Genomic DNA, 24,636 nt, shown 5'->3' on the forward strand with positions numbered 1-24,636 from the left:
CTTCGGCCTGGACAGGGCCCGGCCGCCGGGACCCGTCGCTACCATCGGCCGGGTGAGCGCTGACCCCACTCCGCCGAACCTGCCGCTGGACGACCTGATGCCGTGGTCCGTGGGCGCGCTGCGCCTGGGCCGGGACTGGGTGGCGGCGCCCGATCCGGCGATGCTGCGGGCCCGCTGGTCGGCCCTGACCGGCGCGGCGGGCCCCGACCGGGACCGGCTGTTCCGCCCCACGAGGACCCGTACGCCGACCGCCGGCGCCGCCGCGCTGCCCGGCCGGCGGGCCGGCTCCACGGCCCGGTTCGCCGACTCCCCCGGCGCGTTCCCCGAACCCGTACGGGTGCTGCGCGAGCCCTTCGACGAGCAGTGGCTGCTCCCCGACCAGCGGCTCATCGACCTGGCCCGCCCCGAGCTGTGGCGGGTCCGGGACGAGCACCAGTTGTTCGCCGTCGAGACCCCGGAGCTGCTGGTCACCGCGCATCTCCCGGCGGGCCGGCCCGGCCGGATCCGCCCCCTGCACCGGCGCCCCGGCGGCGCCGAGCCCAATCTCGCGCCCGGCCTGCTGCCGCTGCTCGGCGAGCGGTACGGGGGCTGGGCCACCCCGGAGGACGTGCTGTGCTGGATCCTCGCCGCGGGCCGCCCCGGGCCGCGCGGGTACGAGGTGCCGCTCGCGGCCGATCCCGAGCGCTGGCGGGCGGGCCTGGAGCTGGGGCACCGCCTGCTCACCGTCCAGTTGCGCGGGGCGCGCGGCGGCGAGCCGCCCCGGCTGCCCGGCGGCCGCAGGCCCTACGTCCGCTCCGCGCTGCCGGCCTGGCCGCGCGAGCTCGCGTACGACCCGCAGACGCAGACGCTGAGCCTGGGGAGCGGGGCCGTCTCCCCCGTCCCGGTCGGCGCCTGGGAGTACGAGGCGAACGGGGCCCGGGTGCTGGAGGCCTGGTTCGCCGCCCGGCAGGCGCACCGCGCGCCCGATGCCGACGGGCTGGAGGCGCTGGGGCCCGCCGAGTGGCCGCAGGCCTGGACCTCGGAGCTGCTGGCGCTGGTCACGACCCTGGCCCTGCTGGCCGATCTGGCGCCGGAGCGGGCGGCGTTCGAGGCCGGTCCGACGCTGACCGCCGAGGCGCTGGGGGCCGCCGGGGTGCTGCCGGCGCCGCGCTGGGCCCGGCGGCCGGCGTCGGTCCTGGACCATCAGGAGGAGGGCCCGGGCGGCCAGTTCGTACTGCTGTGACCCCCGGCTAGGGCGTGTGCGCCGGCTGCTCCCACGCCCCGAGCAGCCGGGAGACCGAGCGGTCGAACACGGCGTCCATGTCCGCCTCCGCCTCCGCCACCGGGTGTCCGCCGGTGAGCGCGGCCGTCAGCAGCGGGTACTCCCCCGTCGCCAGCCGAGAGCCCAGCCAGGCCGTCCGTACGCCCTGTTCGGCGGCCTCGCTCCAGGGCAGGGACCGGGTCCGCTCGGCCAGGGCCAGTTCGGCGGCGACGAAGGTCGCGACCGAGCCGTTGACGGCGGCGACGAGCTCCAGCTTCTCGCCGCCCGGGACGCCGAGGGGCGCCAGGCAGGCCAGGCAGTGCTCCAGGTAGCGCAGGGCGTTGGGGCCGAACCCGTACACCGGACTGAGCAGCCGGGGCAGCCAGGGGTGCCGGTGCATCAGCTCGCGCGTGCGGTGGGCGAGGGCCAGCAGATCGGCCCGCCAGTCGCCGCTGGGCGGGGTGAACTCGTACTCCCCGCTGACCGCGTCGACCATCAGCTCGTACAGGTCCTCCTTGCGCGGCACGTAGTTGTACAGGGACATCGTCCCGGCCCCGATCCCGGTCGCCACGCGACGCATGGAGACGGCCTCGATCCCCTCGGCGTCGGCGATCCGCACCGCCTCGGCCGCGATCGAGTCGCGGCTGTGCGCGGGGCGGGGGCCGCGGCCCGCGCGCTGCGGGCGGGCCCAGATCACTTCGGGTTCAGCGGAGCGGCCGCTGGGTGTCATCGCTCATCACCTCGTCCATCGCCACCATCCTAGTTACGTACACCGTACGGAGTCAGGTAGGGTTCCGCACATGACAACTACGTACGCTGTACTTAGCGAGGGTCTGGAGAAGAACTACGGGGAGGTCCACGCCCTGCGCGGGCTGGATCTCGCGGTGCCGGAGGGCACGGTCTGCGGTCTCCTCGGCCCGAACGGCGCGGGCAAGACCACCGCCGTACGGATCCTCACCACCCTCACCGGGCCCACCGCCGGCCGCGCCCGCGTGGCCGGCCACGACGTCACCCGCGAGCCCGCCGCCGTACGCCGGGCCATCGGGGTCACCGGCCAGTACGCCTCCGTGGACGGCGACCTGACCGGCCGGGAGAACCTGCGGCTCTTCGCCCGGCTCGCCGGACTGCGCGGGCGCGCCGGGCGGGCCCGCGCCGAGGAGCTCCTGGAGCGCTTCGGGCTGACCGAGGTCGCGGGGCGGGTGACCTCCACCTGGTCGGGCGGGACCCGGCGGCGCCTGGACCTGGCCGCCGGGCTCCTCACCCGCCCCCGGGTGCTGTTCCTCGACGAGCCGACCACCGGCCTCGATCCGGCGGCGCGCGAGCAGATCTGGGCGGCGGTACGGACGCTGGCCGACGAGGGCGCCACCGTACTGCTCACGACCCAGTACCTGGAGGAGGCCGACCGGCTCGCCGACGACATCGTGGTCATCGACGGGGGCCGGGCGATCGCCACCGGGACCCCGGCCGGCCTCAAGGCCCGGATCGGCTCCCGCGCCGAGGTCACGGTCGACGCCGCCGAGGCCCTCCCGCGCGCGGCCGCCGTGCTCGACCGGCTGACGGGCGGCCGGCCCGCGCTGGACGAGGAGCGGCGCACGGTCGGCGTCACCGTCTCCGACGCCGGACTCACCCTGCCCGGCATCGTCCGCGCGCTCGACGCCGCCGGGGTCCCGGTGACCGACGCGAGCCTGCGGCAGCCCACCCTCGACGAGGTGTTCCTGCGCCTCACCGGAACGGCCCCGGCCGCGACCCAGGCCGCACCCGCCACGCCGACCGCACCCGCCACACCGGCCACGCCGGCCACGCCGGCCACGCGCAAGGAGCACGCCGCATGAGCACCCTGCTGTCGGACGGCGGCGCCGTCCTCACCCGCCAGCTGCAGAAGGCCCGGCACGCCCCGGCGCTGCTGGTCCTCACCCAGACGATGCCGATCACCATGCTGCTGTTCTTCGGGTACGTGTTCGGCTCCGCGCTCGCCATGCCGGGCGCGGAGTACCGCGAGTTCCTGGTGCCCGGGCTGCTCGCCGCGACCGCCGCGGGCGGGCTGATGACCGGCATGTTCACCGCCGCGCAGGACGCGCACCGCGGGGTGACGGACCGGTTCCGGACGCTGCCGATGAGCCGGGCCGCGGTGCCGCTCGGGCAGACCGCGGCCGATCTGCTGACCACGGCGGCCGGCACCGTCCCGCTGATGCTGGTGGGCCTGGCGATGGGCTGGCGCGTCGAGAACGGGTGGGCGGGCGCGCTCGGCGCCTTCGGCGTGCTGCTGCTCTTCCGGTTCGCGATGGCCTGGGTCGGGACGTACCTGGGCCTGATCAGCGCGAGCGAGGAGGCGGCCGGGCAGCTCGGCAGCGCGACGTTCGTACTGCCGCTGCTGTCCAGCGCGTACCTCCCGACCGCGGGGATGCCGTCGTGGCTGCGGGCGGTCGCCGAGTGGAACCCCATCAGCGCCGTCGCGACGGCGGTACGGGAGCTCTGCGGGAACGCGGGCGCCGAGGCGGCGGCGGGCGCGGCCTGGCCGGCGGCGCATCCGGTGGCCGGGTCGGTCGCCTGGTCGCTGGCCCTGCTGCTGGTGTTCGTCCCGCTGGCCACGCGCCGCTTCGCGCGCGGCCGGGGCTAGGGCCTGCCTTTCGGATCATGCCGGGCTCGCCGCGCGAGGCGCCTCGGGCGCGGTGGCGGGTTTCGGGGCCCCGCCTGGTGACAGGGCGGGGTCCGAGCAGGTAGGGAGGCTGTCATGATCCCTGACACGCACCCCGCAGAGCCGCTGCCCCTCGACGGAGTCACCGTCATCGCCGTCGAACAGGCCGTCTCGGCCCCCTTCGCCACCCGCCAGCTCGCCGACCTCGGGGCCCGGGTCGTCAAGGTCGAGCGCCCCGACGGCGGCGACTTCGCCCGCGGCTACGACACCGCCGCGCACGGCCTCGCCTCGCACTTCGTGTGGTGCAACCGCGGCAAGGAGTCGATCGCCCTCGACCTGAAGGACCCGCGCGGCCTCGCGGTCCTGCACGGGCTGCTCGACGGCGCGGACGTGTTCGTGCAGAACCTCGCGCAGGGCGCCGCCGCCCGCCTCGGGCTGGACTCGGCGGTGCTGTGCGCCCGTTACCCGAGGCTGGTCGCCGTCGACATCTCCGGGTACGGCGCCGAGGGCCCGTACGCCCACAAGCGCGCCTACGACATGCTCGTGCAGTGCGAGGCGGGGCTGGTCTCGGTGACCGGCACCCCGGAGCAGCCCGTCAAGGCGGGGATCCCGGCCGCCGACATCGCGGCGGCCATGTACGCCTTTTCGGGGGTGCTCGCCGCCCTGCTGCGGCGCGGGGTCACCGGGCGCGGCGGCCGCGTGGAGGTGTCGATGCTGGACGCGCTCGCCGAGTGGATGGGGCACCCGCTGCACCACACGATGCACGGCGGGGAGCAGCCCGTGCGCACGGGCCTCGCGCACGCCGTCATCGCCCCGTACGACGCCTACCCGACGGCGGACGGGGACCGGGTGCTGCTGTCGGTGCAGAACGACCGGGAGTGGCGGCGCCTCGCCGAACAGGTGCTGGAGCGGCCGGAGTTGGCGCTGGATCCGGCGTACGCGACGAACGCGGCGCGCACCCGGGGCCGGAAGGAGACCGACGCGGTGGTGGCCGGGGCGCTGGGCCGGCTGGACGCGGACGAGGCGGTGGCGCGGCTGGAGGCGGCGGGGATCGCCTGCGCGCGGCTGAACTCGGTGGCCCGGCTGGCGGAGCATCCGCAGCTGACGGCCCGGGACCGCTGGCGGGAGGTGGGTTCACCGGCCGGACCGCTGCGCGCGCTGCTGCCGCCGATCGGGCTGCCGGGCGGCGCGGAGCCGGTCATGGGCGCCGTGCCCGCGCTCGGCGAGCACACGGAGGCCCTGCTGCGCGCCCTGGGGATGACGGGCGCGCAGATCACAGCACTGCGCCGGGACGGTGTGGTCGCCTGAGGCCGGGGATACCCCAGGGTGCGCGAACGAGGGGCCGGGTGCGGGCGTAGCCGGCGAACCGGCAGCCCTGCGGGGGCAGTTACGAGCGGCGGCTGCCGAAGAGCGTGCGCCGCAGCCGGCGCAGCGGCGCGAAGAGCGCGACCCGCGCGCTCCGGCTCCGCAGCACGTGCGTGTGGTCGCGGGATGTGAGCTCGCGCATCAGCAGGGTCGCCTCGGCCGCCTCGTGGTGCGGGACGGCGGGGCCGCCCAGCACGGCGAGATGGCGGTCGAGGCGCGAGCTGGTCGCGCTGCTGCCGCAGGTGATGGCAGGCACGCGAGGCGGCCTACTGCGCATTGCTATCTGTTCCATGTCTCTCCCCACCCGTACGAGGGCACCCGGCCCGGGCAGGTTAACCCTATCGCCCCCGCGTCGCGCCCGGGTATCCCGGTGGTGTGAATTACCCCTGCTTATACGGGGAGTTGACGATTACTCAGTGGAGTCATTCGTTACTCTCCGCACAAATCGGGCCCTCTGGGGACGGGTGCGGCGAACCGCGCCGTCCTGGGGGCCGAAAAGCCCGCTCTGCGCTAACTTGGAGTGATCGCCCGGTGGCACACATGGGGGTCTCGCGTGACGGAAGACATGGCTGGCGGCGGGCGTGTCATCGCCGGCCGGTACCGGTTGCTGGGCCCGCTGGGCCGCGGCGGCATGGGCATCGTGTGGCGGGCCCGGGACGAGGTCCTGGGCCGGGAGGTCGCCGTCAAGGAGGTCCGGGCGCCCGCCGGACTGGATCAGGCCGAGGTGGCCCGGATGTACCGGCGCCTGGAACGCGAGGCCTGGGCGGCCGCCCGGGTCTCGCACCGCGGTGTGGTCACGGTCTACGACGTGGCGACCGAGGACGGCCGGCCCTGGATCGTGATGGAGCTGGTGCGCGGGCTCTCGCTGGCCGACGTGCTGGAGGCCGAGGGGCCGCTCACCCCACAGCGCGCCGCGCACTTCGGGGAGCAGGTGCTGGCGGCGCTGCGCTCGGCGCACGAGGCGGGGGTGCTGCACCGGGACGTCAAGCCCGCCAACGTCCTGGTGGCCAATGACGGACGGGTGGTGCTCAGCGATTTCGGGATCGCGAGCCTGGAGGGCTCCTCGGCGATCACGATGACCGGCGAGGTGATCGGCTCCCCCGAATTCACGGCGCCGGAGCGGGCGTTGGGACGCGATCCGGGTCCCGAGTCGGACCTGTGGTCGCTCGGGGTGATGCTGTACCAGGCCGTGGAGGGGGTGTCCCCCTTCCGGCAGGACACCCCGCTGTCCACGCTGCGCGCGGTGGTGGACGAGGAATTGCCGCCGCCGCGCCGCGCCGGGCCGCTGGAGCCCGTACTGGAGGGGCTGCTGCGCAAGGACCCGGCCGAGCGGTTGTCCGCGGCGGAGGCGTCCCGGATGCTGCGGATCATCGGCGCGGGCGGGGACGTACGGACCCTGGGCGGGGCGGCGTCCGGTCCGGACTCGCCGACCGCCGTCGCCCGCCACCCGCAGGGCCGGGACCCGTACGGGACGCCGCGCGGCGCGGTTCACGGCGGGCCCACGGAACCGGTGCCCGCGCCCCCGTTCCCCCCGCCGCCCGCCGCCGGGCCGCGGGGCCAGGGGCGGGCCGGGGTGCTGCTGACCGTCGGGATCGTGGTGCTGCTGCTGGTACTGGCGCTGCTGGGGTGGCTGCTGTTCAGCGGCCGCGACGGCGGGGGCGCCGGCTCGACGGACGGGGCCGGCAGCCCGCGGTCCGCCCCGGAGAGCCCCTCGCAGTCCCCGTCGGACACCGCGTCCGACGCGCCGTCGGAGTCGGCGTCCGCGTCGGCGTCGGCCTCCGCGTCCGAGAGCGGGTCCGCGCAGCAGGTCGCGCTGTACGTCCACACCGTGCGCGACGGCTACCGCGGCGGCTGCCCGCCGCCCGCCGCGCAGGCGCCGGCCTTCGCGGCCACCATCGAGGTCACCCGGCTCCCGGTCGTGCTGGAGTACCGCTGGGCGGCGCGCTCCGGGGGCGCCTCCGGGCCGGGCTGGCAGTCCGTCACCTTCGAGGAGGGCGGGCCCAGGAGCCGGCAGCTGGAGCACACCGAGCCGGCCCACCACACCGGCGGCACCTTCGAGGACGCGGTCCGGCTGGAGGTACGGGCGCCCGAGCGGGCGGTGTCGGACTGGCTGGAGTTCTCCGTGACGTGCGAGGAGGAGACCCCGACGGGCGGGGCCTCCTCCCCCGGCGCGAGCGGTTCACCGGAGCCGAGCCCGTCCGGCGGCGGGGCGTCGAGCCCGGACCCGGAGACCAGCCCGTAGCCCAGCGCGTAGGCCGACCCGTAGTCCGACCCGCCCGGACCGGCGCGTGAGCTGATGCGCTGAGGGCCCGGCCCGTGCCGGACGCTGTTGGTCAATTCGGTCCTTGCTGTGCCCCGTCGAGCGTCAGCTCGGCGGGGCACAGTGCTGCGAAGTGGCTGGTGCGGGTGGGGGCTCGTGGTGTGTCGGTGAGGTGGGCGTCGATGCGGGCGAGGTTGATCGCAGCCGCGGTGAGTTGGTGCTGGAGGCTGGTCTTGGTCAGGCCCCGGTAGCGTGATCTGCGCAGGCCGCAGCGTCCTACGGCTTGGGAGATGGTTCCTTCGACGCCGGCGCGGATCTTGTAACGCTCTTTCCAGGCGTCGGTCTGTTGCTCGGCTCGCACGGTGCGGATGGTGTCGTGTTCGGCCTGCTGCTGTCGCAGCATGAGTTCCCTGCGGCGGCCGGTGGCCGAGCTGACACATGAGCGCAGGTCGGGGCAGTTTCCGCAGCGGCTGGCGGGGAACCGCACACGGATGACCGGCAGACCCTTGGAATCGGTGCGGGGATACCAGTCCGTGGCGGTGACCCCGCTGGGGCAGGACACATGCCGACGTTCCCAGTCGATGGTGAACGCGTCCAGCCCGAAGGCGCCCTTGGCCTGGGACGAAGTGTTGCCGGCCAGCGGCCCGTGCAGTGCGATGCCGTGCCCGGTGCGGGCGGCAAGGATGTGGGCGGCGGTGGGATACCCGGCATCCACCCAGTGCTCGGCGGGCAGGCAGCCCCGTGCGGCGAGGGACGTGTGGATCTCCTCGTTCATCGCGCTGTCCGCGACCGTGGCCACGGTGGTTGCCACGTTGGTGACCAGGTTCGGGGCGTCCTCGCCGCAGGACTCGGTGAGGTGGACCTTGTATCCGTCCCACAGGGTGTCCCGTTTGATCCCGGTGCGGGCGTCGGGGTCATAGGGAGTGAGCAGGCGCATCGAGGCCGACGCCCGGTCTTTTGGGCCCCGGCGCATCACCTCGCCGTCCACCTGGTGGAAGTGCTGGACCCAGACCTGACGCAGCGTCTCCACCTCCGCGAGCGCGCGCAGGGCCGGCGGGGCATCGGTGGCGAAGACCGCTGCCAGCAGGCGCGTCCCGTCCCGGCCGATCCGTGAGCCCACCGCGTCGCGTTTGGCGTGGGCCTTGGGGAACCGGGAGTCCTCGGCCCTCGTGGCGTAATGCTTGAACCAGTCCGGCTCCGCGATGCCCGCCAGCCAGTCACCAGCGGCCCGGGCGAGCGCGTTCAGCGCCGAGCGCAGGGTCTCGGCCACCATCTCCAGCCAGGACAGCTCGCGCGCCGACGAGAGCACATGCGTGGCATCGGTGCGGGCCCGGCCCGCCGTCTTGAGCAGGCCCTTCTCCCGGGCCGCACTCAGGACGCCGTCCAGCACCCGCCGCCCGGCATCCACCTCCACCAGCCGGTCCCGGAACTCCGACAGCACCGAGAAGTCAAACCCCGGATCGTCCAGCTCCAGGCCGAGGGCGTACTTGAAGTCGATCCGCGCCCGCACCGCCTCTGCGGCCTGCCGGTCGGTCAGCCCCTCGACGAACTGCAGCACCAAAACCAGCGCGAGTCGCCCAGGCGACCAGGCGGGCCTGCCCCGGGCCGCGAACAGGTCCGCGAATCCCTCGTCCGTGAACAGCGGCCCCAGCTCGTCCCTGACCCGGATCGCAAGACTCCCCTTCGGGAACGCAGCCCCCGCCACCCGCACCGTCTCCGCCGGAATCTTCCCCGAATCCTTCGGCTGCATCGACACCCGCACCCACCCCAAATAACAACGTCGGCCTTCAAGACCACAACCGGGTCTTGAAGGCCGACGTCACGCGAAGGGCCGAATTAACCAACAGCGTCCGGTGCCCCGGACCGGCCCCCCTCGGCGCGCGTCAGGCCGCGCTGGTGAACACCGGCAGGTAGCCGCCGGACTGCCCGGCCGCGGTCGGGTGGTAGGACTCCCCGATGTTGAGCCAGTTGACGCTGTGCAGCCACGCGCTGCCGGAGCAGATCTCGTGACCGGTGAAGGCGCCGGCGACCGAGGCGAAGGTGAAGCCGTGGTCGGCGGCGCGTTTGGCGATGGCGGCGTTGAGGTAGTCGGCGGCTCCGTTGATGGCGGAGCGTTCGCCCTCGGTCAGGCCGGTGACGCAGGTGCCGTTCAGCTTGTAGAAGCGGGGATAGCCGATGACGACGACCCGGGCGCCGGGCGCGCGGCCGTGGATGGCGTCGTAGACCTGGTCGAGCTTGCCGGGGAGGGTGGAGTCCACGTAGCCCTTGGCCTGGTTGACGCGGCCCACGCAGGTGGATTCGGACTGGAGCACGCACGTCGTCATGACGTCGGAGAATCCGGCGTCGTTGCCGCCGATGGTGATGCTGACCAGGTCGGTGCCGGAGTTCAGCGGGCCGAGCTGCCCGGAGAGGACGTCACCCGTACGGGCGCCCGAGCAGGCGGTGAAGGAGAAGCTCTGCGGGGAGTGCGCGGCGGCCCACAGGGCCGGGTAGGCGCGGCTGGTGCGCTTGCAGTCGCCGCTCCCGCTGTCGTAGTTGCCGGCGCCGACGCCGGAGGAGTAGGAGTCACCGAGGGCGACGTAGCCGAAGTCGGCCTGGGCGGCGGAGGCCTGGCCGGCACCGAACAGGGCGGCGGAGGCGGCGAGTAACAGGGAGGAGGTCAGGGCAGCGAGGCGCGGCATGTTCAAGCTCATGTGTGCGGCTCCTTGTGGGGGTTACTCCTGAGTCCGTGGTACAAGCAGCCGCGCTTGGCCGGAAGTGTTCATGCCAAGAATATTCGGGGTGGAGTTGTGGCCGGAATCTTCACTCCGACGGTGTTTCAAGAGGGAACTTGGGCACCCGATCCAGCGAAACACGGGTGCATGAGGACAGTTCGTGCCGGATCATGGGCGCCATGTCAGCCACCGCGGACGACCCGCACCACGCGCTGCCGATCCGGCTCAACGTCGATGACAGCGATTCGCCCTCGGATGTCGTCGACGCGCTGTTCCTCGGCCGGTTCGCGTCCGGCGAGCAGCCGTACTCGCGCAGCGTGACGATCGAGCGGGTGAAACCGGAAGCGACCCTGCTGCCGCCCGACGCCACCGTGCTGCGCTCGGCGCGCGACAGCGACCGCAGCGCCACGCTCGCCGAGGGCGAGGGCTGGACCATGCTGGTCTCGCGCTGGAGCCGCGGCGCGGACGTCACGGTGACGGCGGTCAGCGACGAACTCGCCTCCGGAGTGCTCGGCCAGGCCACGGACGGGGTGCAGGACGAGCCCGAACCGCAGCCGGAGAACGTCACGATGGGCTTCTGGTACGTCTCCCCGCGCCGCGGCCCGTACCGGACGACCCGCCAGATCGCGGCCGGGACCTGGGCGGAGGTGCGGCCCAACTACACCGCGCCGGTGGCCGGGGCGATGGACCGGCTGATGAAGGTCACCCCGGACGACATCGCGGGCCGGCTGCTGTTGCTGCACGGGCCGCCGGGGACGGGGAAGACCTCCGCCCTGCGCACGCTGGCCCGGTCGTGGCGGGACTGGTGCCAGGTGGACTGCGTACTGGACCCGGAACGGCTCTTCAACGACGTCGGCTACCTGATGGACATCGCGATCGGCGAGGACGAGGGCACCGCCAAGGGGCGCTGGCGGCTGCTGCTGCTGGAGGACTGCGACGAGCTGATCCGCGGCGAGGCCCGGCACACCGCCGGGCAGGCGCTGTCCCGGCTGCTCAACCTGACGGACGGACTCCTGGGGCAGGGCCGCAACGTCCTGGTCGGGGTCACGACCAACGAGGACCTGGAGCGGCTCCACCCGGCGGTGGTCCGGCCCGGCCGCTGCCTGGCCCGGATCGAGGTGGGCCGGCTGACGCACGACGAGGCGGTGGACTGGCTCGGCACCGACGAGGGCGTCTCCCGCGAGGGCGCCACCCTGGCCGAACTGTTCGCGCTGCGGCGCGGTACGGGGCCCGCGGCCCTGCTGCCGCCGCAGGGTCAGCCGAGCGAGGCGGGGCTGTACTTGTAGGGGGCGCGGGGAACGGCGGGGGGTGCCGTCCCGCGGGTCCCGCCGGGCACGCCGGGCACGCCGACGACAATGGGCCACGGCCGAAGGCCCCGTCCGGCCCCGCGCGCCACCGCGTACCGCCCCGCACCGCCGAACCTGGAGAGTCCACCGTGCCCGAACCGGCGCAGCAGAACCCGTACCCCGACAGCCACGTCCTCGGCGAAGGCCCCGAACCGCACCCGCAGCTCCGGCCGGTGCTGCCCCTGCTGGGGCGCTGGCACGGCCGCGGGCGCGGCGAGTACCCGACCCTGGAGCAGGGCTTCCGGTACGAGCAGGAGATCACCTTCAGCCACGACGGCAGGCCGTTCCTGCGCTACGAGTCGCGCGCGTGGCTGATCGACGAGTCGGGCACCGTCCTGCGCCCGTCGGGCCGGGAGTCCGGGTGGTGGCGGATCATGCCCGACGCCTCCGTGGAGGTCACCCTCGCCCACCCCACCGGCATCGTGGAGACGTACGTCGGCCGGGTGTCCGGTACGGAGATCGAGATCGCGACGGACAACGTGGCGCGCACGCCCCGCGCCAAGGAGGTCACCGGCATGCGGCGCCGGTACACCGTCCGCGACGGGGAGCTGACGATCACCCAGGACATGGCGGCGATGGGACTGCCCATGACCCACCACCTCAGGGCGGAACTGCGCCGGCACGGGGACTGACCCGGGGGCGGGGGGCTGCTTCCCGCTTCCTGCTTCCTACTTCCCGCCTCCCGCCTCCCGCCTCCCGCTTTCTACTTCCCGTACCGCGCCCGCAGGCCGTCGAGGGCGGCCGCCGTGGCCTCCTCGAAGCTGAGCCCCAGCCGCCGCGCCCGCTCCGCGTAGGCCTGCGCGGCGGCGGCCGCCTCCCGGGCGGCGGAGTCGCCCGCCGCAGCGACGAAGGTGCCGTTGCGCCCGCGCGTCTCGATCACCCCGTCGCCCTCCAGGGCCCGGTACGCCTTGGCGACCGTGTTCGCCGCAAGGCCCAGTTCCTCCGCGAGCCCGCGTACCGTCGGGAGCTTGTACCCCACCGGCAGCCGCCCCGCCCGCGCCGCCTCCGCGATCTGTGTGCGCAGCTGCTCGTACGGGGCGGCGGCGCCCGCCGAGCCGTCCATCCGGATGTTCAGGTTCGTCGAGGTCACGCCCCCGATTCTCCCCCATCGGCCACGGCCGCCGCGAAATTCGGCGGCGCTCGGGCGCCGCCCGGCCTACGGTCGGTCGCATGACCGCATCCCACACCATCGCCGTCACCCTTACGAAGGCCGGCCGCACCAAGATCCGCTACCCGGCCGAGCTGCTCACCGACACCGGCGACCGGGTCACGGTCCGCGCGCCCTGGGCGGCCGAGGGCGTACGGGACTTCGGCTTCGTGCGCTTCGAGCCGGGCGACGTGTTCACCGAGCACTTCTGGCGGAGCCGCTGGTACGCGATCAAGGAGGTCCGCACCGCCGGGGGCGTCCTCAAGGGCTGGTACTGCGACATCACCCGCCCGACGGTGGTGGCCGAGGGCGGGATCCTCGTGGAGGACCTGGACCTCGACCTCTGGGTCTCGGCGGGCGGCGCGACCGTGATCCGTCTCGACGAGGACGAGTTCGCGGCGAGCGGCCTCCCGGAAACCGACCCGGCGGCCGCGGCAGCGGCCCTGGCCGCCCTCATCGCCCTCGACGAACAGGCCCGCACCCCCGCCGGCCTCCCCGCGCTCCTCGCCTGACCGGCGGCGCCCGGAGCCAGGACATGCGCGGGGCCCGGGGCGCCCTTACGGTGAAGGGGCAATGTGCCGGTGCGTTGTGCGCGCCGGCTCCGTATCCGCACCGTAAGGCGGTCCGCGCATGGCCACTGCCTCTGACGCACCTGTCCTTGAGACGCTCGCCGCGATGACCCTGGACTCCATCGAGCACTGCACCATGGACCGGGAGACGCTGATCATCACCCGCATCGCCGCGCTCGTCGCGATGGACGCACCGGCGATCTCGTACCTGGCCCACATGGATCCCGCGATCAAGGCCGACATGACGGTGGAGAAACTGCAGGACGTGCTGGTCGCGATCGCTCCGGTCGTGGGCACCGCCCGCGTCATGTCCGCCGCGGGCCACATCGCCCAGGCGTTCGGCGTCGCGATCGCCATGGCCGAATCCGAGGCCGAAGCCATGGCCGAAGCCGGCTCCCGGAGCCGGGAAGGTTCCTGAGCGGCTCCGCTCCACTGACAACCCCGTTGGCCCCGCCGTCATGACGACGGCGGGGCCAACGGCGTTGTCAGTGGCTCCTCCTAGTGTGGAGACATCACTCGGGGAGCTGCGGAGAAGGAGCACAACCATGTCCACCAACAAGATCCAGCACAAGGTGAACCACGTCGCGCTGGTCGTGGACAGCTCGGGTTCCATGTATCAGCACCAGAGCCAACTCATCCGTGTCGTGGACGAGTTCGTGGCGGGCCTGAAGGCCGAGTCGGACAGCCTCGGCCATGAGACCCGGATCAGCCTCTACTCCTTCGACCACAGGGTGGAGAACCTGGTCTGGGACATGGACGTGAAGCACCTCCCGTCCATGCGGGGCCTGTACAAGGTCAACAACGGCGCCACCGCCCTCATCGAGGCATCCCTGAAGTCGCTGGAGGACCTGGGCCACATCTGGGAGGAGTACGGCGAGCACAGCTTCCTCCAGATCGTGGTGACGGACGGCGAGGAGAACGCCTCCGGCGGCGACAGGCGGCACGACGGCGACATGACCGTCCTGGGCCCCTGGCTCGACAAGATCGCGGCGAAGATGGGCGCGCTCCCGGGCCACTGGACCTCCGCGATCCTCGTCCCGAACTCCCTGGCGAAGCGCACCGCCCAGAACTACGGCTTCCCGGCCGGGAACATCGCCATCTGGGACGCGGATTCCAAGGAGGGCGTCGAGGAGGCCATCGGCACCGTGCGCGCCGCCGCCACCAGCTTCCTGCGCGGCCGCGAGAAGGGCGTGCGCGGCACGAAGAGCCTGTTCGCGGTCGGCCAGGACCTGTCCGTCGACGACGTCCGCGCGAACCTCGAACCGGTCCCGGCCGACAAGTACCGCCTGCTGGAGGTCGACGCGGAGGTCGCGATCCGGCCCTTCGTCGACTCGCAGCCGGATGTCACCTACGCGCGCGGCGCGTGCTACTACCAGTTGGGCACCAGGGTCCAGGTCCAGCCCGACAAGGAAGTCATAGTGGTCGAGAAGGACACCGACCGCGCCTACACGGGCGACGCGGCGCGCAGCCTCCTGTTCGGCGCGGGCATCCAGGGCACCGTCTCCGTGAAGGCGGGCCACAACCCCGCTCTGGAGGTCTACGTACAGAGCCGCTCGGTCAACAGGAAGCTCAAGCCGAAGACCCGCCTGCTCATCATGCTCTGACCCCCCGAGCGACCCCCTCCGCAGTCGTGTGGACTCTGTTTCTGAGGTGGCGCTTGTCCCTGGCTTAAGGGGAGCCTAAGGATCGGGGCGGGGGGCGGGAACGCGGCTGGGAGGGGGCGGGCGGCGGTTAGTTTGGCCGGGCCAGGGAGGGCTGGAGGTGGCGTCGGGACCCGTGAGGGCGGCGCCGCGCAGTCCGATTCCGTCTGTGAGGAGATCCACCCATGCCCGCACGCCGTACCGTGACCCGAATCGCCGCCGTTGGCCTCGCCCCGCTCGCGGTGGCCGCGTACGCCGCCGCGCCGGCGGTCGCGCACGGGTCGATGACGGACCCGGTCAGCCGGGTCGCGGCGTGCTACGCGGAGGGTCCGGAGTCGCCGAAGTCGGCCGCCTGCAAGGAGGCCGTCAAGGCGAGCGGCGCCCAGGCGTTCTACGACTGGAACGCGGTCAACATCGCCAACGCGGCCGGGAAGCACAAGGCGTTGATCCCGGACGGGAAGCTGTGTTCCGCCGGGAACGACAAGTACCGGGGGCTCGACCTCGCCCGCGGCGACTGGCCGTCGAGCCCGATGAAGGCCGGGGAACACACCTTCCGCTACAAGGGCACCGCCCCGCACAAGGGCTCGTTCGAGCTGTACGTGACGAAGGACGGCTATGACCCGTCCAAGCCGCTGAAGTGGTCGGACCTGGAGCCCGCGCCGTTCGCCAAGGTCACCGACCCGGGCATGCAGAACGGGGACTACGTGTTCAAGGGGACCGTCCCGAAGAAGTCCGGCCGGCACCTGATCTACAGCATCTGGCAGCGGTCGGACAGCCCCGAGGCCTTCTACACCTGTTCCGACGTGGTGTTCGGGAAGGACAGCGGGGGCACCGGTAGCGGGGGGGTCGTCGCGCCGAGCGCGAAGGCGAGCGCCGCGCCGTCCGCCGCGACGTCTGCCGCGCCGACCGCCGAGGCGCCCACCGCCGAGGCGCCGACCGAGCAGCAGATCGCCGCCGGGACGAGCAAGTCCTCCGTGGAGCACGGCGGGCACGGCGACAACGACCCCAAGACGAACGGGGAGTCGGCGCCGTCCCCGCTCGGCGAAGCGCCGTCCGAAGCCCCGGCGCAGGCCCCGGCGCGGTCCGGCAACCTCGCCGAGACGGGTGGCAGCGGCGTCACCCCGATGATCGCGATCGCCGGGGCCGGGACGCTGGGTGTCGGTGCCACCGTGCTGTTCGCGCTGGCCCGTCGCCGTGCGACGACGACGGGCCGGGGCGGCCGCTAACCGAGGGGTCGCATCGGCGGCCGCCTGCGCCTCGCCGGCTTCAGCTGAAGACCGAGGCGCAGGTGGTCCGTTCGGCGTGGGCGGGGTCGAGGGCGTTGAGGGCCTCGTGCCAGGCGATCCGGTCGGTCAGGGCGATGGTCACGTGCTCGGAGAGGTCCAGGGCGCACAGGTCCTGGAGGACGACATTGTGTACGTTCGACCCGCTGAGGAAGGCGCTCCGGTACGGGGTGACCACCTCGTCGTACCTGGTCGCGATCACCGTGTACTTCACGCCGGGCACGGTGTCGCCGCCCGCGTTCAGCTTGGTGACGAAGGCGGATCCGGCGATCTGGTCGGCCAGCCCCGGGGTCGACGCGCTGATCAGGTCCTCGGCGCCGGGGAAGTACGGGAGCAGCTGGGTGAGTCCGCTCAGGGTGGTGCCGTGGTTGTCGGGGGCGAACCCGATCAGGGCGTTGACCTTGGGTCCTCCGCCGAGGAACTTCAGGTAGTAGTTCGGCATCATGCCGCCCTGGGAGTGCCCGACGATGTCGGTCTTCGCGGCTCCGGTGGAGGCGAGCACCTTGTCGACGAAGACGCCCAGCTGGCCGGCCGACTTGTCGATGGGCCCGAGCCCGTGGAAGAGCGGCACGCCCGGCAGTTGGCCGTAGTCGAGGGAGTAGACGCAGTACCCCCGGTGGACGAGGTAGGGCGCGAAGCCGAGCCAGTTGTCGACCGAGTTCCCCAAGGTGCCGTGCACGAGGACGACGGGGCGGGGGTGGGCGGCCGACGGCTTGCAGGACCAGTTGTTCCAGCCACTGCTCGGGGCGGAGGCGGCATGCGCGGCGCCGGTGGGGACGACGAGCGCGGCGGCGAGGGAGAGGACGGCCAGCGGGCGGAGCAGGCGTCGCCAGGGCAGCATCGATTGTTCTCCTTGCGGTCAGGGACATACGTGGGGGTTCATCCCGTGATCCGGATCACAAGGGGTGCTGCTGTGGCTAAATTACGGGCGGGTAGTAAAACTTGGAAGTTACGCGTCAGTAAAAAATGCGTGTCGAGGACGCCCGGCCCCGCGCCGCCCCGGGACAATCCCCCCTCGGCACCGGACGCGGCGGTACGGGGCCCTCGACTACCCGCCGAAGTGGCGTGCGGGGCAGCGGAGTTGCCGACCTCGCGCCCGGCCCCGCACGACGACACACCCCCGGGCGGCTCGGCTGGGGGATCCGAATTGCCTGAGCACTCCGACCTGGGACGTTGCGGTAGTCGAGCCAACCCGGCGGAGCAGGGGTCCAGGCCCGTAGCGGTCACTACGCTGCTGGAATGACCGAACAGGCGCCCGAACCACTGACCCTTGACCTCGCACGGGACCTCCAGAACACGCTCCGAGCCGAGATCGCCCCTGGCCTCAGCGAGCGGGAACTCGACGCGGTCGAGGCACGATTCGGCTTCACCTTCTCGGCGGACCACAGGGTCTTCCTTGCCGCCGGGCTCCCGCACGGGTCGCGAAGCTGGCCCGACTGGCGCAACGGCGACCCCGAGGACCTGGCCGAGCGGCTCTCCCAACCGGTCGAGGGTGTGCTCTTCGACGTGGAGCACAACGGCTTCTGGCACCCCGCCTGGAGTCCGAGGCCCGCAGGGACATCCAACGCCCTGCAGATCGCACGGTCCGAGTTGGCGGCCGTTCCTCAGCTGGTCCCCGTCTACAGCCACCGCTACCTACCTGGCACAGCAGGCGAATGCGGCCACCCCGTACTGTCCGTCCACCAGACCGACATCATCATCTACGGGAACGACCTCGCCGACTACATACGAAACGAGTTCACCGGCCGGGCCAGCAGCCTCCCCGCCCGCGCGACCGTCGGCTTCTGGTCGTACGTCGTCCACGGCGGTCCCGGCACCGACGTCGCCGCGCCCACCCCGTACACCCCCTACGCCATGAGCGCGCAGGAGGCTGCCGAGCACCTGCGGATGCTGGCACTGGAGCGCCTGATCGGCCGACAGCACTACCCGCACCAGCTGATCGAGGCAGGGCTCACGGCACTGGTCCTCGACGTCGAGACGGAGTCGCTCCCGCTGCTCGCCGGCCTGTCGCGCACTGAGCATGAGAACGCCGATGCGCTCTTCGAGCAGGTACTGGCTGAGCTGGCTCTGACCGGGGGCCTTCCCTCCGATGACACCGACACTCCCTGGGAGACGGCACGCTGGGAACTCGTGCGCTGGTGGCTCCGGCTGATCGTGAACGGGAGTCTGGCCCCCGGGGCCGGCGGTGACGTGATCACGTACGAGGGCTGGGGCGCACTGGCCCGGCCCCAGTCGCTCCGGCCGCTGGTCGACAAGGTCGATGCGTACAACGACTGGGGGGTGATCCGGCACGGCACACGCGAGCAGCTGGCCGGAGCGATCGTCGCGGAGGCCGAACGCCTGCTCGCCGGTCCCTGGCCCCCGCTGGACTGATCTTCCGGAGAGTCGGGGTTCCGGACTGCCGAACTACCCGACATCGCTGATGTACCGCCGAGATACGAGCTCGATGGCTCCGGTCCGCTCACGCGGCCGCCGGTGCCCGGCGGAACGTGGCGGCCGGGCGGACCGTGCCCGGGCCGAAGCGGGCGTTGGCGCGGTCGATGGCCGACTCCACCGTCAGGCGGGCCTCCCGGACCGGATCCAGCGTGAGCTGCCGGGCCGCCCGTTCGGCACCGGTCAGGTCCTCCGCGCGGAGCACCATTCCGGTCAGCCGGGCCCGCTGCAGCCCGGCCGCGTCCATCAGGCGGTACGCCAGGGTCCGCAGGTCCTCGTCGTGCGCGGACGGCTCGGGCAGCCGCCGGGTCTTCTCCCAGCGGGTGCCGCCCGCGAACCGCAGGGTCAGGGTCAGGGCCCGGGCGGCCTGGCGGCGGCCGCGCAGGGTCGCGCCCAGCCGGACCACCAGGCCGAGCAGCTCGGCCCGGGCGTGCGGGCCGTCCAGCTCCTCCCGGGCGAACCGGCTCCGGACGGCCGCCGAGGAGGGCAGGTCCCTCGGAGTGACCGGGCGCGGGTCGATGCCCCGGGCGCGCTCGACGACCACCCGGCCGGCCCGGCGGCCCAGGATCCGCTCGACGACCCCGGGCGGGACCTCGGTCAGCGCCCCGACGGTGTGCAGCCCGTACCCGCGCAGCGCCTCGGCCTGGCGGGAGCCGAGGCCGTACAGCTCCTCCACCGGCAGCGGCCCGAGGAACTCCGCCACCCGCTCCCCGGGCACGGCCAGGACCCCGCCGGGGCCGGGGATCCGCGCGGAGGCCATCGCGGCGACCGCCCAGGTGCCGGCGACGCCGATCCGGACGTCCGTGCCGAGCCGGGCCACCGCGCGCAGCCGGATCACCTCCGCGATGCGTTCGGCGTCCACCCCGAAGTACCGCTGGGCACCCCGGACCTGGACGAGGGCGGCCCGCGGCGGCAGCGCCTGGACCAGCGGGGAAAACTCCCGCAGCAGCTCCAGCACCGCCCGGTACCCCTCCCCGGACAGCGCCGGAGCGCACCGCAGATGCAGAAAGCCGCCGACCGCCCCGCCGGGCACCCCGGCAGCAACCCGGGCAGACGCCCCGGCCGCAACCCCGGCAGACGCCCTGCCGACAGCCCCGGCCGTCACTCCGGCGGCCGCCCCGGCTTCGCCCTCAGCCGTCGTCCAGTTCGCAACTCCGGCCATCACCACAGTCGTTGCCCCGGTGGGCACCCCGGCCGGGGTGCCCGTCGTCACCCCGGCGGGAGCCCCCGTCGCAGCCGGTCGTGTCATCCCGCGCTCCCCGGGCTGGAGTGCCATAGTTTGCGGCCCGTCGCGGCGGGGGTGCCCGGGGGTTGGAGGTCGGACCACGGGTTCATCTCGTATCCCGTCGGCAGGTGGATCCGACGGCCGGCGTCAGCGGGCCCGGGGCCGGGGCCGGGCATCGGCTCCGACAGGCGGGCCGCTACCGCGTCCACGCCGCCCGACGCCCGCAGTTCCACCAGCTCGGCCAGGTTCCAGGCGGCCGTGCCGACCACGCTCAGGCTCTGCGGGCCGCGCCGCTGCACCACGCCCCGTACCAGCAGCAGGAAGGAGTGGAAGACGGTGTGCGCGCACGCCTCGTGACTGTCGTCGAAGAAGGCCAGGTCGACCAGGCCGGTCCCGTCGTCCAGGGTCGTGAAGATGACCCTCCTCCCGGACCGGATCGGCGGCGTCTGGGTGGCCGCCTTGGCGCCCGCGACCAGGACCGTCTGCCCGTGCCCGGTCTCCCGAAGCCGGCGCGCCGGGACCACGCCCAGTTCGGCCAGGAAGGCGTGGTGGTCGCCCATCAGGTGCCGCGAGGCGTCCATGCCGAGGACGCCCAGCTCGGCGCTGAGCCGCTCGGTGTCGGTCAGGTCCGGCAGTCCGACGGCCGCCGTGGACTTCCCGCCGACCAAAGGGAGTTGACCGGCTCCCCGGGCGCCCGCCGCGCGCTGCGCGCCGTGCAGTTCGGTCAAGTGGAGCAGCAGGTCGCGCCGGTTGGCGCCGAAGGCGTCCAACGCGCCCACCTGTGCGAGCCGTTCGGCGACCGGCCGTCCCGGGTGCGCCCGGTCCCAGAAGTCGCGCAGGGAGGCGTACGGCTGCCCGGACTCGATCCGGCCCGCCTCCGCCTCGCTGATCCCGTGGACGTCGGCCAGGGCGAGCCGCAGCCCCCACAGCGGGGGCACATCGGACACCAGTTCGATGCGGTGGGCGACCGCCGACCGGTTCACGTCCAGCGGCAGCACCGGCACGCCCCGCCGCCGCGCGTCCGCCAGCAGCAGCCGCTTGGGGTACATGCCCGGGTCGTGGGTGAGCAGCCCGGCGTAGAAGGCCGCCGGGTGGTGGGCCTTCAGCCAGGCCGACTGGTACGTGGGCACGGCGAAGGCCACCGCGTGCGCCTTGCAGAACCCGTACGAGCCGAAGGCCTCCACGATCTCCCAGGTACGGCCGATCACCTCGGGCGAGTAGCCGCGCCCGGCGGCCGTCGCCGCGAACCAGACCTTGATCCGGCCCTGCGACTCCGGGTCGGACAGCCCGCGCCGCACCCGGTCGGCCTCGTCCCGGCCGCAGCCGGTCATGACGTGCACGATCTCGATGATCTGCTCGTGGAAGACCACCACCCCGTACGTCTCGCGCAGCGCGTCCGCCAGGTCCTCGTGCGGGAAGCGGACGGGGGCCCTCCCGTGCCGCGCCTCGATGAACGGCCGCACCATGTCGGCGGCCACCGGCCCCGGCCGGAACAGCGAGATGTCGACGACCAGGTCGTGGAAGGTCGACGGCTGGAGCCGCCCCACCAGGTCGCGCTGGCCGGGCGATTCGATCTGGAAGCAGCCCAGCGTCTCGGCGGAGCGGATGAGTTCGTACGTCGCCCCGTCACCCGGGGGCACCTGCGCCGGGTCGTCGAGGTCGAGCTCCTCCCCCGTGGCGCGCCGGAGTTCGGCGACCGCGTGGGCCATAGCGGACTGCATCCGTACGCCCAGCACGTCGAGCTTGAGCAGCCCGAGGTCCTCCACGTCGTCCTTGTCGAACTGGGACATGGGGAACCCCTCGCCGCTGGTGGGCACCACGGGGGTACGGGCGAGCAGCGAGGCGTCGGAGAGCAGCACCCCGCACGGGTGCATGGCGATCCCGCGCGGCAGCGCGTCCAGCGCCTCGACGAGCTCCCACAGCCGCCCGCGCTCCTGTCCGCGCACGTCGCGCAGCTCGGGGAGCTCGGCGAGCGCGGCGCGGGCGTCGCGGGCCCGGATGTGCGGGAACGCCTTGGCGAGCCGGTCGGTCTCGGCCGGGTCCATGGACAGGGCGGCGCCCACGTCGCGGATGGCGTGCCGGACGCGGTAGGTCTCGGGCATGGCGACGGTGGCGACGCGCTCGGTGCCGAAGCGGTCGATGACGCGCCGGTAGACCTCCAGCCGACGGGCGGACTCCACGTCGATGTCGATGTCGGGCAGGACGTGGCGGCGCTTGGACAGGAAGCGCTCCATCAGCAGGCCCTGCGCGACGGGGTCGGCGTGCGCGATGCCGAGCAGGTGGTTGACGAGCGAGCCGGCGCCGGAGCCGCGGGCGGCCACCCGGATCCCCATCGCCCTTACGTCGTCCACGACTTGAGCGACCGTCAGGAAGTACGAGGCGAAGCCGTGGTAGGCGATGACATCGAGCTCCTGGTGCATCCGCTCCCAGTACGCGCGCTCGCCGGCGTAGCCGCGCAGCACCATGCCGGCACAGGCGCGGGAGGCCAGCACCCGCTGGGCGGTGCGGTGCCCGGCGCCGACGAGGTGGGCCTCGGGGAAGTGGACGGAGCCGATGCCGAGGTCGTCCTCGGGGTCCACCGCGCAGGCTTCGGCGCTGCGGCGGGTCTCCGCGAGCAGCCGGCGCGCGTCGGCGGGGCGCAGGCCGGCCGCCTGGGCGATCCGGTCGGCGGCCGCGGCCATGGCCGCCGGGTCCTTGAGCCAGCGTTCACCGCTGTCCAGGGGCTTGCGGGGGTCTACGGGGACCAGCCGGCGGGCGGCGTCGAGGATGTCGGCGACCGGGCCTTGGCCGGGGTCGGCGTACCGGACGGCGTTGGTCAGCACGGCCGGGACGCCCTGCTCGGCGGCGAAGCCGACGGTACGGGCGGCCAGGCGCAGCGAGCCGGGGCCGGTGCCGGTGCGGCCGTGGTGGACGGCCTCCAGGCGCAGGGCGTCGCCGTAGATCTCCCGCCAGGGCGCGAGCAGCCGGGCCGCCCGGTCGGGGCGGCCGGCGGCGAGCGCCCGCCCCACCTCGGATCCGGGGCCGAGCAGCACGAGCACGCCTTCGCCGCGCAGGGCCTCCCAGGGGAGCGCGGGCTGCGGGCCGGGGCCGGCGTGGGCGGCGGTGACCATCCGGCACAGCTCGGCCCAGCCGGCCGCTCCGTCGCGGGCCAGGAACACGGCGCGGGGGGCGGACTCGTCGACGAAGGCCCCGCCTTTGACGGGGGTGCGGCGACGGTGGGAGACCTCCGGGCCGGCGCCTGTGCCCAGGCCCGTGCCCGCGCTCGTACGGGGGGACACCGCGGGCGGTACGGCCAGGTCCACGCCGAACAGGGGCCGGATGCCGGCCGGGCCGCACGCCTTCGCGAACCGCACCGCACCCGCGAGGGTGTCCCGGTCGGTCAGGGCGAGGGCGTCCATGCCGCGCTCGGCGGCGCGCTCCGCCAGTCGTTCCGGGTGGGAGCCTCCGTAGCGCATGGAGAACCCCGAAACGGTGTGCAGATGCGTAAAACCAGGCACCCGCCGCCTCCTGCTTCGCTCGATACCCCCCAACACTCTTTCGTCCCGTCTCCACCATAGAGCAATTCGAATACCCGTGCGAAACACCTGTTCGAGCCGTAGCGGGGGCGATCAGCCGTTCGGACCGCCCCTGCTGCGGCTCCGGCGCCGTACGCCGAGCGTGTGAGACATGACCCAGCCCACCGACGCCCCGCCCGCCGGATTCCTCGCCGAACTCAAGGACGCCGTCACCACCCGGGCCGCCCTGCTGGTCCTCGGTGTGCTGGCGCTCCAGCTCGCCTTCATCACCTCCTACGTGGGCGCCTTCCACGACCCCGAACCGAGCGAGATCCCCCTCGCCGTGACCGCCCCGGCCGCGGCGGCCGCCGCGCGGTCCGTGGAACAGCTCGACGCCCTCCCCGGCAAGCCGCTCGACGCCCACACCGTCCAGAACGAGGCGGCGGCGCGCGCGCAGATCGGGAACCGCGAGGTGGACGGCGCGCTGATCATCGACCCCGCCGGCACCACCGACCGGCTGCTCGTCGCCAGCGGCGGCGGGGCCTCGCTCTCCCAGGCCCTCGCCGCGGTCGTCAGCCGGGTCGAGCAGTCCCAGGGCCGCGACCTGCGCATCACCGACGTGGTTCCGGCGGCCCCGGGCGACGCGCGCGCCCTGAGCGCGTTCTACCTGGTGGTCGGCTGGTGCGTGGGCGGCTACCTGTGCGCCGCGATCCTCGCGATCAGCGCCGGGGCCCGGCCCGCCAACCCCCACCGCGCCCTCATCCGGCTCGGCGTGCTGCTCGCGTACGCGGTCGTCGCCGGACTCCTCGGCACGGTGATCGCGGGGCCGGTCCTGGGCGCGCTGCCCGGCAGCATCACGGCCCTGTGGGGCCTCGGCACCCTGGTCGTCTTCTCGGTCGGCGCGATCACCCTGGCCTTCCAGGGCCTGGCGGGGGTGGTCGGCATCGGCCTGGCGATCCTGGTGGTGGTCGTCTTCGGCAACCCGAGCGCGGGCGGCGCCTACCCGTACCCGCTGCTGCCGCCGTTCTGGAAGGCCATCGGGCCCGCGCTGCCGCCGGGCGCGGGTACGTACGCCGCGCGCTCGATCGCGTACTTCCGGGGCAACGACGCGCTCGGCTCCTTCCTCGTCCTGGCCGGCTGGGCGGTCCTGGGCACGGTCGCCACCGTCGCCTGCGCGCTCTGGCGCCGGGACCGCGCGGACGCGCCACGCCCCGAACGCGGCGCGGCACCCGCCGGGGAACACCCGGGGGCATGATCGGTCACCGCCCACCGCGAACTCGGCCTG

Annotated in this window: 21 protein-coding genes; 13 read left to right on the forward strand and 8 right to left on the reverse strand. The window is 73.7% G+C overall.

Annotation, left to right across the window (positions count from 1 at the left end):
• Positions 1–97 precede the first annotated feature (97 nt).
• Positions 98–1,222, forward strand: coding sequence for a type ISP restriction/modification enzyme (locus tag EES41_RS09545; protein ID WP_164496099.1), 1,125 nt, complete (start codon positions 98–100; stop codon positions 1,220–1,222).
• A gap of 7 nt (positions 1,223–1,229) precedes the next feature.
• Here EES41_RS09545 and EES41_RS09550 read toward each other — a convergent pair whose 3' ends face one another.
• A complete protein-coding gene (locus EES41_RS09550; protein WP_123077247.1) occupies positions 1,230–1,970 on the reverse strand; it encodes a TetR/AcrR family transcriptional regulator in 741 nt (246 codons plus the stop codon).
• Positions 1,971–2,040: 70 nt separating this feature from the next.
• Here EES41_RS09550 and EES41_RS09555 point away from each other — a divergent pair, with 70 nt between their 5' ends.
• From EES41_RS09555 to EES41_RS09565, 3 genes are all read left to right on the forward strand, one after another.
• On the forward strand, positions 2,041–3,072 hold the full coding sequence (locus EES41_RS09555; RefSeq protein WP_123077249.1) for an ATP-binding cassette domain-containing protein: 1,032 nt from the start codon (positions 2,041–2,043) through the stop codon (positions 3,070–3,072).
• Positions 3,069–3,857 carry an ABC transporter permease gene (locus tag EES41_RS09560; protein WP_073774773.1) on the forward strand — a complete coding sequence of 263 codons (789 nt, stop codon included), beginning with the start codon at positions 3,069–3,071 and terminating at the stop codon, positions 3,855–3,857. The genes EES41_RS09555 and EES41_RS09560 overlap by 4 nt, the downstream gene beginning before the upstream one ends.
• Before the next feature lie 114 nt (positions 3,858–3,971).
• Positions 3,972–5,183: a CaiB/BaiF CoA-transferase family protein gene (locus EES41_RS09565; RefSeq protein ID WP_123077251.1), complete on the forward strand. Its 1,212-nt coding sequence runs from the start codon at positions 3,972–3,974 to the stop codon at positions 5,181–5,183.
• Between the two features lie 79 nt (positions 5,184–5,262).
• On the opposite strand, the gene EES41_RS09570 is transcribed toward EES41_RS09565, so the two are convergent.
• Positions 5,263–5,532 (reverse strand): hypothetical protein, encoded by a 270-nt coding sequence (locus EES41_RS09570; RefSeq protein ID WP_073774777.1) that lies wholly within the window; start codon positions 5,530–5,532, stop codon positions 5,263–5,265.
• A 273-nt stretch (positions 5,533–5,805) separates the two neighbouring features.
• Between EES41_RS09570 and EES41_RS09575 the strand changes: the two genes are divergently transcribed.
• Positions 5,806–7,482 (forward strand): serine/threonine-protein kinase, encoded by a 1,677-nt coding sequence (locus tag EES41_RS09575; protein WP_123077253.1) that lies wholly within the window; start codon positions 5,806–5,808, stop codon positions 7,480–7,482.
• Positions 7,483–7,573: 91 nt separating this feature from the next.
• Here EES41_RS09575 and EES41_RS09580 read toward each other — a convergent pair whose 3' ends face one another.
• Both EES41_RS09580 and EES41_RS09585 read right to left on the reverse strand, forming a co-directional pair.
• A complete protein-coding gene (locus EES41_RS09580; protein ID WP_123077255.1) occupies positions 7,574–9,256 on the reverse strand; it encodes an IS1182 family transposase in 1,683 nt (560 codons plus the stop codon).
• A gap of 127 nt (positions 9,257–9,383) precedes the next feature.
• The gene (locus EES41_RS09585) at positions 9,384–10,187 is read right to left on the reverse strand and encodes an SGNH/GDSL hydrolase family protein (RefSeq protein ID WP_123082366.1); all 804 of its coding nucleotides are present in this window, start codon (positions 10,185–10,187) and stop codon (positions 9,384–9,386) included.
• A gap of 206 nt (positions 10,188–10,393) precedes the next feature.
• Between EES41_RS09585 and EES41_RS09590 the strand changes: the two genes are divergently transcribed.
• Entirely contained in the window at positions 10,394–11,500 is a 1,107-nt protein-coding gene (locus EES41_RS09590) for a DUF5925 domain-containing protein (RefSeq protein WP_123082367.1), read from the forward strand.
• A 149-nt stretch (positions 11,501–11,649) separates the two neighbouring features.
• A complete protein-coding gene (locus tag EES41_RS09595) occupies positions 11,650–12,192 on the forward strand; it encodes an FABP family protein (protein WP_123077257.1) in 543 nt (180 codons plus the stop codon).
• A gap of 71 nt (positions 12,193–12,263) precedes the next feature.
• Here the strand turns inward: EES41_RS09595 and EES41_RS09600 are convergent, their stop codons facing one another.
• Complete coding sequence (locus EES41_RS09600) at positions 12,264–12,623, reverse strand: GntR family transcriptional regulator (RefSeq protein WP_123082368.1); 360 nt, start codon at positions 12,621–12,623, stop codon at positions 12,264–12,266.
• Between the two features lie 107 nt (positions 12,624–12,730).
• On the opposite strand from EES41_RS09600, the gene EES41_RS09605 reads away from it, so the two are divergent.
• The 4 genes from EES41_RS09605 to EES41_RS09620 all read left to right on the forward strand — a co-directional run bounded on the left by EES41_RS09605 (position 12,731) and on the right by EES41_RS09620 (position 16,142).
• Positions 12,731–13,219: a DUF402 domain-containing protein gene (locus EES41_RS09605; RefSeq protein WP_123077260.1), complete on the forward strand. Its 489-nt coding sequence runs from the start codon at positions 12,731–12,733 to the stop codon at positions 13,217–13,219.
• A gap of 118 nt (positions 13,220–13,337) precedes the next feature.
• Positions 13,338–13,694, forward strand: a complete 357-nt coding sequence (locus tag EES41_RS09610; RefSeq protein WP_123077262.1) for a carboxymuconolactone decarboxylase — start codon at positions 13,338–13,340, stop codon at positions 13,692–13,694.
• Between the two features lie 127 nt (positions 13,695–13,821).
• Entirely contained in the window at positions 13,822–14,880 is a 1,059-nt protein-coding gene (locus tag EES41_RS09615; protein ID WP_123077264.1) for a vWA domain-containing protein, read from the forward strand.
• Between the two features lie 221 nt (positions 14,881–15,101).
• Entirely contained in the window at positions 15,102–16,142 is a 1,041-nt protein-coding gene (locus tag EES41_RS09620) for a lytic polysaccharide monooxygenase (RefSeq protein ID WP_123077266.1), read from the forward strand.
• Positions 16,143–16,182: 40 nt separating this feature from the next.
• Here EES41_RS09620 and EES41_RS09625 read toward each other — a convergent pair whose 3' ends face one another.
• Positions 16,183–17,040: a triacylglycerol lipase gene (locus EES41_RS09625; protein ID WP_123077268.1), complete on the reverse strand. Its 858-nt coding sequence runs from the start codon at positions 17,038–17,040 to the stop codon at positions 16,183–16,185.
• A 398-nt stretch (positions 17,041–17,438) separates the two neighbouring features.
• Here EES41_RS09625 and EES41_RS09630 point away from each other — a divergent pair, with 398 nt between their 5' ends.
• The gene (locus EES41_RS09630; RefSeq protein ID WP_123077270.1) at positions 17,439–18,572 is read left to right on the forward strand and encodes a hypothetical protein; all 1,134 of its coding nucleotides are present in this window, start codon (positions 17,439–17,441) and stop codon (positions 18,570–18,572) included.
• Positions 18,573–18,660: 88 nt separating this feature from the next.
• Here EES41_RS09630 and EES41_RS09635 read toward each other — a convergent pair whose 3' ends face one another.
• Positions 18,661–19,881 carry a hypothetical protein gene (locus EES41_RS09635; RefSeq protein ID WP_367995774.1) on the reverse strand — a complete coding sequence of 407 codons (1,221 nt, stop codon included), beginning with the start codon at positions 19,879–19,881 and terminating at the stop codon, positions 18,661–18,663.
• Entirely contained in the window at positions 19,878–23,354 is a 3,477-nt protein-coding gene (locus tag EES41_RS09640; RefSeq protein WP_123077274.1) for a DNA polymerase III subunit alpha, read from the reverse strand. Before EES41_RS09640 ends, EES41_RS09635 begins: the two co-directional genes overlap by 4 nt.
• 169 nt (positions 23,355–23,523) lie before the next feature.
• On the opposite strand from EES41_RS09640, the gene EES41_RS09645 reads away from it, so the two are divergent.
• Positions 23,524–24,606, forward strand: a complete 1,083-nt coding sequence (locus EES41_RS09645; protein WP_123077276.1) for an ABC transporter permease — start codon at positions 23,524–23,526, stop codon at positions 24,604–24,606.
• Positions 24,607–24,636 lie beyond the last annotated feature (30 nt).

This window comes from Streptomyces sp. ADI95-16 (genome assembly GCF_003721495.1).
GTDB classification, from domain to species: Bacteria; Actinomycetota; Actinomycetes; order Streptomycetales; family Streptomycetaceae; genus Streptomyces; species Streptomyces goshikiensis.